Source organism: Pseudogracilibacillus amylolyticus (SeqCode) (genome assembly GCF_051918545.1).
Classification (GTDB): Bacteria; Bacillota; Bacilli; order Bacillales; family Amphibacillaceae; genus Pseudogracilibacillus.
Genome location: NZ_JBPPZG010000140.1, coordinates 1 through 9,952 on the forward strand (window position 1 = coordinate 1; position 9,952 = coordinate 9,952).

The 9,952-nt window shown below is 35.4% G+C and carries 11 protein-coding genes; 6 read left to right on the forward strand and 5 right to left on the reverse strand.

What is annotated here, in order from left to right; translation table 11 throughout:
- Positions 1–277: 277 nt before the first annotated feature.
- Complete coding sequence (locus tag ACPYKA_RS14485; RefSeq protein WP_479542943.1) at positions 278–3,226, reverse strand: Tn3 family transposase; 2,949 nt, start codon at positions 3,224–3,226, stop codon at positions 278–280.
- Positions 3,227–3,247: 21 nt separating this feature from the next.
- Positions 3,248–3,796 carry a recombinase family protein gene (locus tag ACPYKA_RS14490; RefSeq protein ID WP_479542944.1) on the reverse strand — a complete coding sequence of 183 codons (549 nt, stop codon included), beginning with the start codon at positions 3,794–3,796 and terminating at the stop codon, positions 3,248–3,250.
- 737 nt (positions 3,797–4,533) lie between these two features.
- Between ACPYKA_RS14490 and ACPYKA_RS14495 the strand changes: the two genes are divergently transcribed.
- The 4 genes from ACPYKA_RS14495 to ACPYKA_RS14510 all read left to right on the forward strand — a co-directional run bounded on the left by ACPYKA_RS14495 (position 4,534) and on the right by ACPYKA_RS14510 (position 6,642).
- Entirely contained in the window at positions 4,534–5,331 is a 798-nt protein-coding gene (locus tag ACPYKA_RS14495; RefSeq protein WP_479542945.1) for a hypothetical protein, read from the forward strand.
- Between the two features lie 161 nt (positions 5,332–5,492).
- Positions 5,493–5,702, forward strand: coding sequence for a helix-turn-helix transcriptional regulator (locus ACPYKA_RS14500; protein WP_479542946.1), 210 nt, complete (start codon positions 5,493–5,495; stop codon positions 5,700–5,702).
- 1 nt (position 5,703) lies between these two features.
- Entirely contained in the window at positions 5,704–6,102 is a 399-nt protein-coding gene (locus ACPYKA_RS14505; RefSeq protein ID WP_479542947.1) for a DUF2178 domain-containing protein, read from the forward strand.
- Between the two features lie 234 nt (positions 6,103–6,336).
- Complete coding sequence (locus ACPYKA_RS14510; RefSeq protein WP_479542948.1) at positions 6,337–6,642, forward strand: hypothetical protein; 306 nt, start codon at positions 6,337–6,339, stop codon at positions 6,640–6,642.
- Here the strand turns inward: ACPYKA_RS14510 and ACPYKA_RS14515 are convergent.
- The 3 genes from ACPYKA_RS14515 to ACPYKA_RS14525 form a co-directional block, all read right to left on the reverse strand.
- Entirely contained in the window at positions 6,639–7,226 is a 588-nt protein-coding gene (locus ACPYKA_RS14515; RefSeq protein ID WP_479542949.1) for a hypothetical protein, read from the reverse strand. The two genes, ACPYKA_RS14510 and ACPYKA_RS14515, sit on opposite strands and share 4 nt — an antisense overlap.
- A 63-nt stretch (positions 7,227–7,289) precedes the next feature.
- Positions 7,290–7,523 (reverse strand): glutaredoxin family protein, encoded by a 234-nt coding sequence (locus tag ACPYKA_RS14520; protein ID WP_479542950.1) that lies wholly within the window; start codon positions 7,521–7,523, stop codon positions 7,290–7,292.
- 155 nt (positions 7,524–7,678) lie between these two features.
- Entirely contained in the window at positions 7,679–8,002 is a 324-nt protein-coding gene (locus ACPYKA_RS14525) for a hypothetical protein (protein WP_479542951.1), read from the reverse strand.
- Between the two features lie 365 nt (positions 8,003–8,367).
- Here ACPYKA_RS14525 and ACPYKA_RS14530 point away from each other — a divergent pair, with 365 nt between their 5' ends.
- Positions 8,368–9,603, forward strand: a complete 1,236-nt coding sequence (locus tag ACPYKA_RS14530; protein ID WP_479542952.1) for an IS91 family transposase — start codon at positions 8,368–8,370, stop codon at positions 9,601–9,603.
- Positions 9,578–9,832, forward strand: a complete 255-nt coding sequence (locus ACPYKA_RS14535) for a hypothetical protein (RefSeq protein WP_479542953.1) — start codon at positions 9,578–9,580, stop codon at positions 9,830–9,832. The genes ACPYKA_RS14530 and ACPYKA_RS14535 overlap by 26 nt, the downstream gene beginning before the upstream one ends.
- Positions 9,833–9,952: the final 120 nt, after the last annotated feature.

The following is a 9,952-nucleotide window of genomic DNA, read 5'->3' on the forward strand; positions in this document are numbered from 1 at the left end:
AGTTATTGATGTGATAATACCAACTATCGTAGCTGATAATTGAATTAATTCAGATGTAGTCAACTTTAACCCTCCCTAGTCAATCTAAATAGATTATATCAGTGGATAGGATTTAGTACAGGATTTTGGTTACTTATTGTCGAATGAAACATATTAAGGGAGGGGTTATATGCCATTATGGGGTCCCGGCAGAAAAACGCGGGAAATATACGCTAAGCACATTTCGACATGAAAAAAGCCGATTTTCTTTACGCTAAGAGAAATCGGCTTTAAATACTTATCGAAGAGACCGTAAATCAGTGGTTTGTTTTAGATTAAATTTGTACTCCCCTAAGAAATTAATATGTTCCCATGCTAATGGTGAAATATGTTGAATTAATTCTTCATGATGCAACTCTTTTTCCTTTAAGGCTTTAATAGCTTCTGTTAAGTAAACTGTATTCCATACACTAATCGCATTAATCAAAATATTTAAAGCACTAGCGCGCTGAAGTTGATCGTGCAATCCTCGTTCCCGTAACTCCCCACGTTTACCAAAAAATAACGCACGAGCAAGTCCATTCATGGCTTCTCCTTTATTCAATCCACGTTGAACACGTCGACGTAAGGCTTTATTTGAAATGTAGTCCAAAATAAATATAGTTTTTTCGATTCTTCCCATTTCCCGTAATGCAGTTGCTAATTTATTTTGCCTTGCGTAGGATCCTAATTTCCCCATGATAAGCGAACCAGACACTTTACCTTCACGAATAGAATGAGCTACTCGTAATACATCGTCGTAATTTTCCTTAATAATTTTTATATTAATTCGTCCTCGAAGAATACTTGCTATATTCGGAAAATCATTTGGATGATTTATGGTAAATAACTTTGAATCGGCTAAGTCACGAAGTCTCGGAGCAAAACGAAAGCCTAGTAGATGTGTTAATCCAAAGACTAAATCAGTATAGCCAGCTGTATCCGTGTAATGCTCTTCTATGTTTAGATCCGTTTCATGGTGCAGCAACCCATCAATTACATGCACAGCATCTCGTGCATTGGTATTAATTACTTTAGTGTAGAAAGATGAAAACTGGTCACTTGTAAATCGATAAATGGTTGTACCTTTTCCCGTACCATAGTGGGGATTGGAGTCAGCGTGTAAAGAAGACACTCCAACTTGAACCCTCATACCATCCGATGAAGATGCCGAACCTGTTCCCCAATAAGAAGTTAAAGGGAGTCGATGCTGAAAATTAACTAATGTAGCTTGCGCACGGATCATTGCATCCTCGTGTAATCTCCATTGGGCAGCATTAGCCATTTGATAATACGAAATATCAGGCGTGGCATCTGCCATTTTAGTCAGTCCGACATTTGTCCCCATCGCCATTAAGGCTGCAAATAGTACAGCTTTTTCTTCCCCTTTGGGAGACCGATTTGTGGAAGCATGAACAAACTGTTCATCAAATCCTGTCCAGTTTGCAACTTCTACTAATAAATCAGTTAGTTTAATTCGAGGAAGCATGTTATATAAAGTTAGACTAAAGTTACGTGCATCTTCAGGTGTATCTTTTTCTAGCCGTTCCACACGAAGTTTTGCCTTTTCTATATTTATACCTTCCAAAGAGTCTAGATTATTTGATACCCATGTAAGTCTCCGATTCAATGCTTCTATTCTTTCCTCAAGATACTCTTCAGCACACAAACTTACAGCTAGTCTTGTTCCCTTTGTTCGAGAAAGGTTCCATTCTTCTTGAGAAACCAAATATTCTTCAAAATCTTTATGTAATCGGCTACCGACAACCCAGACATCACCCGAGCGAATTTGATTTTTTAATTCAGTTAATGCTGCCATTTCGTAATACTGTCGATTAATGTTTCCTTCTTCATCATATACATGGTTTTGCCATCGTTTTGGAACAAAATCAAGTGGTGCACCATCAGGTAGCTTTCGTTTTCCGGATTCATTTAATTTTTGAAGGGCGCTTAAAGCATTTAATAATGGTTTTGCAGCCTGTGTTGATCCAAATTCTAATTCATTTAAAAGTGTACGACTATATTTACGAAGATACGAATAACGAGTTTGTAGTAAATCAAGATAGTCATAATCCATTGGACGTGCCAAAAGTTTAGCTTCTTCTACAGACTCAACAATTTTCTCCCACGGCATGACTTTTTCTATAGCTTTAAAAGCATCTAATCCTTCATTCTTTGCCTTAATTAAGGCTGCACCAATATCTGCGAAATGGACAACCTTCTCATTTAATGATTTTCCATTTTCTTTTTGGAACTCTTCTTGTTGCTTTCGTCCTTTAGATTGTAAAATCATCATTTGACGATCATGAATTTCAATCGCTTGATCAATTAAATCCTGACTAAGGGTAAGAAGATAAGCAACAATAATCGCATATTTTTTATTTTCATTTGTAAACTTATTCAAAGCATTTGAATCATATCTGGATCCTACTCGTGCTAGCTGCAACAAACGGTTGGAATGGATTTTATCTGTATTAATTTCGAGTCCAATTTCCCTAATATATTTTAACCTGGCTATAACCTTCAAAAAGGCATCTGGTGATGATTGACCCGGAATTTCCCTGAGCCATGCAAGTGGGGTCCTCTTATTTTTAATAGACGAAGTAATAAGTTCCTTTAATTTTTGTTTTTGCCATTCCGATAAGGAGCTGGTTAAAGTATTAAATACCTTTTCTTCAGCACGTTTTCTTGTTTCCCAGACAAGCCTTTCCATCGTTGCAATACTGGGAAGAATAATTTTTTGTTTACACAATTCATCTTTTAGAGTTGTAAGAAGGTACATGATATTTCCACTTTTTAAGGCAGTTTGTAAAAGTACTTTTGCCGCCTTGCGATATTCAGATAAAGAAAAACTTTTGTAACCATATACCTGTTTGATTTCTTCTAAATGTTCATATTTTGTTGGTATTCTTTGCGAATACAAATCAAAAGCATTTGGATCGGCATTAATTTGTCTGGCTATATATTGTAAAACACCCTTTGGAATTGGTTCAACATCCGTTAGGGACCAACCTGGATAACGGAGTACACATAATTGAACAGCAAATCCTAACCGATTATGATCTCTTCTATGGCGTTTAATAATCTCGTGATCGAATTGAGAAAGGGTATAAAATGCGCCCAATTCATGTTCACTAATATCTACAGGAATTTTAACGAATTCTTCCCGTTGATCAGCTGTAAGTAGCTCTCGACCTCTTAAGGACATACGAATCCCTTCCTTTATTTTTTATGCCTTTACATATCGGTATAGCGTGGCTCTTGAAACTGAAAGCATTTCACAAATATCCGGTATTGAATAGCTTGGGTTTTCCATTAATGATTTTGCTAGCAATACTTTTTTATTGTCCATAGATTTTGGTCGGCCTCCGAGCCGGCCTCGTGAACGAGCTGCAGATAATCCAGCTTGTGTTCTTTCTCGGATAATTTCACGTTCAAATTCGGCAAGTGCACCAAAAACATGAAAAATAAGTTTTCCTCCACTTGTTGAGGTATCAATGCTCTCTTGTAAACTCCGAAAACTGATACCTTTTTCATTTAAGGAATTAACTACTTCTATCAAATGTTTTAATGATCGTCCCAGTCTATCTAGTCTCCAAACAATTAGTGTGTCGCCCTCTCTTAAAAAATCAAGAGCATCATCCAATCCAGTTCTCGAAGATTTTGCGCCACTGGCAATGTCCGTAAAAATGCGTTCACAACCAATTTTTAGTAAAGCATCCTTCTGTAGATCAAGGTTTTGATCTTGAGTAGAAACTCGTGCATATCCAACTAACATTACATCACCCCAAACAATAAATTCACTATTATTTTCTCATAAGTCAATAAAAATAGATATATTGAGATTTTGATTTTAAGATAAGTTATGAGACTCGTTTTGCTAGATTTTCAGGGCGTAAATTTTTATATATAAATCCTCTCAAAAACATTCGTTTTTGAGACTGGCAGCATCTGTTACATGGTTAATTCACATATCATTACTTTAATAAAAAAGACGAGATTCTATACGTTTGGGGAATATTGGGCCTTTTAGTTGTCGTGAGTAATTGTTGAAATTCGTTTTCAGAAAATAATCTTGCAATAGAAATTTAGTTTGGTTCAAACATACAATTCCGGCCGTTTTTGGGACAAGTACCCTTCCGAATTTTCCAGATCTTAATATGATTTTATTAATGTCTATCGAAGAGTCGATGTTCTCTTCTAAGATAGACAATTATTTATTAGAAAGAGTTTGTTCAATATTGAGCTATGAAATAAAGGGGGTGATTAAGTTTGTTCTCTAAAAGTTTGCTCAAATGTTTTTGTGAAGCAAGGAGATCACAAGCATTTTATACAAAGTGTCTCGATAAAACATCCTCAAAGGAGGAAAGGGAATTTTTAGAGGAATTAGTGAAAAAGGCTGCTAAAACATCTAAAGAAATTAAAGAATTCTGTGAGGATACCCAAAAGAATAATAGCTAGGAAATTGCTGTATAGCCTATTTAATAAAAATTTATATCAAGGAGGAAATGTAAAATGGCTAATGATATTACAGCCGATGATGTATTAACCCCATTGACACTTGGCAAGGCAGAGTTAAATCGGATTTTCAACGAGATACAGAAGAATGGTATTTTACCTCACACTCAAACATTTACAAAACAAATGAGCGATACAGAAGAACCCTCTGCCTTTGAATATGATTTAGATGCTATGGGTATACAAGAAGACGGGATAGCTACTCTTTTGAAATCTACCATTCAAACGGAAGGAAAAGATGGCGAATTAATTTACGTCTATAATGATAAGTTTTGGGCATCAAAGATTAGTGTCTTACTAGAAGATAAAACAGAGTTTAAGGACTTTGAAATTAACGCTATAAATAAAAAAGACTTTAATCAATTACTCCAATATGTAAATAGATTAGGATTTTCGGTAAACAAGAGAGAAGTTTCAGTGTATAAAGAGACTATCCGCACAAGTGAGCATGAGAAAGAGGAAACAGTACTAACTTATCTATTACCTGTTTATGGTAACAATGGTCAAGTTGGAAATTTAGCATATAACGACAAGGAAAATAAATCATTATTTATTCAAGGAGATCATATCTCTTATGCAGAAAATAATACAGTTGTGACTGCCCAAGGTGACACATGTGTCATTTCATTTATTAATTGTCTTTTAAATTGTCTAGGATGTACTAGTGTTCCAACGTGTGCAATTCTTGGTGGTGCATGCTTAAGCTCTTGTTGTGCTTGTGCTTCTATTATTGGATGTTTAGGCTGTTATGCTTGCGCCTTTTCTGTTGGTTGGTGTTCAGCTAAATGCTCTTAGTTAATTAGAGTATTAGTTCTTTGATGAATTATTAAAATAACCCCGACAAAAAACAAATTATTATATTTTGTCGGGGTTATTTTTGTAAAAAATTGCTATTAGAAAATGTTATTTACGCCATACATTATGTATAGTAAACTATACATGGGGTGTTGATTAATATGAAGAAAAAGGTTCTAAATAATGTAAGGGAAATAAGGAGAAAACTTGATTTAACCCAGGAAGAGTTGGCTAAAAGTGTTGGAGTATCTAGGTTAACAATTTTATCTATCGAAAAAATGAAATATGAGCCTTCAATATCCATTGCTTTAGCATTAGCCAAAGAATTAAAGACTGATATTGATAAATTATTCTGGATGGAGGAAGTGTGAAATGAAAGGATTATCTCGAATCATTATTTTAGCCATTATAGCCATTATGTTTGTGGGACTCTTATTGTATAATGTTGCAACAAAATCGGATACCAACGATATGTTTTTACTTATTCTATCCGTGGTATCCCTTGGAAACTTACTAAATGAAATTATCAAGGTAAAAAAGAACGGAAATTTAAAGGAAAAAACTGTTGAATTTGATGAAAGAGCAAAGTTGCACACATATAAAGCTGGCTATTACTCCTTAATAACTTGTGTTGTAGGGATGATTTTTATCTACTTTATTGGATATTTCTTCGGTTTACCACTGCCGTTATATGGAATGCTTACAATATTGATCTTGGCTTGTTACTGTTTGTCAATAATATTAAAGTTTTTATTTATTTATAAACACTAAAATCACCTAGAGTATACGGGGTCCTACCAACAAAAGGCGGAAAATAACGCTAAGAAAAATTCGATGTAAAAAAACACAGCCAAATTGACTGTGTTTTCCTGTGGTTCCCCTATATGCAACTGCTTATTCGAAAAATCCTACTATTTCTCTAGTGCAATTTTCTGTTGTTCATAAAAGGTATTTATAGTATATTGTTAGGGATTACACTTCTAAACCACCGGAGGTGGAGATTTATTGAAAAACAATTATAATATTTATAATATTGTCGTACATGTTGTCAATTTAATCCTATTGGGAGCTATCGGTATTTTCGCGTTTTTCTCTGTGGTAAATATTAGCCCCCCAGTCCAAGACCCCATCTCTGACATATTTAAATTCGGTCTTTTTGGTTTTCTGCTCGTCATGTGGGCAGTTAATTACTGGTTCCAATATAAGAAGCAAAAATGGATTTTACCAATAGGCGGAACCATCCTTTACATCGCCATCGCTTTGTTTGTCATGGGGGTTGTTATGCCATTCCTACGCGAAATTGTTTATTAAATAAACCCGCAGCCATGTGCAAGAGCATCAAGACGGATTCCAGTACGGATTGTAGTATCACCAGGCCCTTTTAATCCTGACATACAATTAATCAAGTTTTTATGAGCAGTACATCTTGGTTTGGGATTTGGGCCTTGGAGCTCCGTGTCATGTACTGCACAACAACGGTCAATCGCATTGATTGCTGTTCCCCCGCCAGCATTATTATATTTACCACACGATTGCCCACAATGCTCATAACGCTGCCCTTCAAACATACAACAAGAACCAGTTGAAATACAGGTGGTCGGGTCGTACATAATTGTTGCTAAGATTTCTTCATGTTCTTCGGCTACTTCTGGAACCTTCACGTAATCAATATAGACATTTTGTACTGCCTCTGCGGTTTGTTCTAAATTAAGTTCTCCATTTACATATTCCTTAACGACAACATTATCATCGTTTTGCATCCAAACTTGTACTACTTCTGCTGTATCTGTTTGATCTTCTAACTTCGCTTCATATTGTTTTAAAATTACTTGGGCTTTGTCACCAAAGTCCAAGAGCTTATTCGTTTCTGTTACGGTACCTTGTTCAGCTTTCATAACTTGGAATAAAACGAGAAACGTTACTCATACCAATCACCTCTATTATTTTTTTAGTTAATTTTAAGAATTAATACTCATTAGAGCAGTCTTTACTCTTTCGTTAAAGCCTGCGTACGGCTTATTGTGAATCAAAGTAAATGGAACCCCTTGACCTTTCAGCTTGAGCAACTCATCGAAATACTCTCGGTTGGAGACTTCTTTCTCGGTATAGTCAATTTGGTTCTGTCTTAGAAAATCCTTCATCTGGTCGCAATATCCACAACCCACTTGCGTATACACGGTTACGTCATTCATTTCTTTTCCACCCCCTTGTAGTACAAAAGAGATATATAACCCTGCATAATCAAACAAATAGTTAGATTTCTTTTATTTCTTTGATCAAACGTGTTCATTGAGAATACCGGCTTATCTTTGTATAAGATAAGCCGATAATTTTATGAAATGTTCCTCTAGTTACTCATAACCCCAGTACCGGTTACTCGGACATCATCCGTCGATTTCTCAAATCGTAGCCGGTAAGCAGTGCCAGCCAGATCTTTAAACTCTACAGTTTTCTTGCCGTTCCTTGGAAATGCAGCTGTTTTTACTGTAAACCACATACGCTGAACTTGCGCCTGCAATTGAACGACGAATTCATCTGATCGACCGCCTGCATTGTTAGCTTTCGAATTCAGCGTCAACTTAATTGTCTGGCCGTTACCCTTATCGTTAAACGTCCTACCCTGCCCCACCAATGTAGCTGTAAAATCATAAGAAAGATTATAACTTGCCATATTCATTCTCCTTTTTCTTATTATTGTGTTGCTATATAAGAAAGAGAAATAAACAGGTATTTTATCAAATTTTTTATTAAGTATTTTTGTATTTGGCATAAATGTATCTTTTGAAATTATGGTTTGAAATAAAGAAAACCCTTGATATAATAGGGTTTTCTTTTATAGATGTGAAGATAATTTAGGGGTTTTTATTTTAAAATAAAATTAGATATTCATTCGATTTTCCACTTTTTGATAAAGGATAGGTTGGAGTTGTCCCCAAGCTATTCCTAGTTTTTTCGTTGTTTAGGAAATTATAAAATTTTTTAGTTGTGGATAACTTCTGTGATAAAATTTAATTATCAAACTTGAGGAGTAGAAAAATGAGAAAAGGTACTGGAGTGATTAAAGAAATTCTAAAAGATCATTTCACAGGTTTCTGGGAATTTCATTCGGATCGTTTTCCTGAGTCTTATCGCAGTCATATTAAGGAAACCGTAGAAAAGACCATTCGTTGTGGGACTCGTGACTTAGGCTATGCCCGATATGAATGTCTAGGCTGTGAAGGGAATCCTTTACCTAAATTTGTTTGTTTTACTTGTAAAAGTAGATTGTGTCATCGGTGTGGAAAAAAGTATACCGATGACTGGTCGGACAAACAACAGGAAATGATATTTAATGTTACGCACCGTCATATGGTTTTTACTATTCCTCAAGAATTAAGAAATGTATTTTATAATGACCGAAAAAAGTTAAATGAATTAAGTAAACAGGTAGCTGAGGTTTTCCAATATCACAATAAGAAGAGAAGTAAAAAAAGAGAATTTCGTTCAGGGGTCATTACCGTTATTCATACATTTGGAAGAGATCTAAAGTTTAATCCACATATACACGCATTGGTTACAGAAGGTGCGTTAGATAATCAAAAGGAATGGGTGAATAACGGATATATTCCTTATGATTATTTGAGAAAATCATGGCAGAAGGTAGTGCTAGATTTATTGAAAAAGTGGTTTCCTACCAACCGAAAAGTGTCAGAACTTATTGATGGTTTATACCAAAGATACCCTGAAGGTTTCTATGTAAATGCAGAAAAGAAAATGACTAACGCAAAGAGTGTGGCAAAATATGTTGGCAGATATTTAGCACGACCAGCTATTGCTGAGTATCGCATTGAAGATTATGATGGGAAAATGGTTCATTATTGGTATGAAGATCATAAAACGAAAAAACGAGTGGATAAAAAGGTTACTGCCTATAGATTCTTGTTTGAGATACTACAACATATTCCACCGAAGCATTTTCGAATGGTAGGTAGATATGGATTGTATAGTAGAAGATCTCACCGTAAAGCACAACAAATATTAAGTTTACACGCATTCATGAGAACCAAACAGATTTCGTTACTTTTAGAGACGAAACGTAAGAAGAAAACTTATCGTCAACGTATGATGGAATCCTTTGAAAAGGACCCTTTTGAATGTCCGCATTGTCATCGGCAGATGGACCTTGTCGGAATATGGCATGCTGATTATGGTTGGATCTATCACTATATGGAAGAAGTAGAATTGGAAAGAAGGAGGAGGTACGGAATTGTCAAACCAAAAAGAGCAGGATAAATCAAAAGAAGTAATACCTGATTGGTTGGATGAAGATGATCCCTTTGATTTAAATGAGGAGATGAAGATTACCTTATTTAAATGTTTGGATTGTAATGGAACCGATGAAGTCCCTGAGTATATCATAGGTGAATTTAGTGTGGATAAAAACAATAGGGGAGAAGTTGAGTTACATTGTCCCCACTGCAATGGCACTATGATAGAAGCGAAAGACGTCCCAAGTGATTAGCACTCACTTGGGACGTAATTAAGTCGCGTCAGCGATTTTGTTCTGATCTATAATTAGAACATACAAGTTTCATCGCTAAAGTATTTAGACTTCACACCTTAAAAAAGAAAGCAAATCATC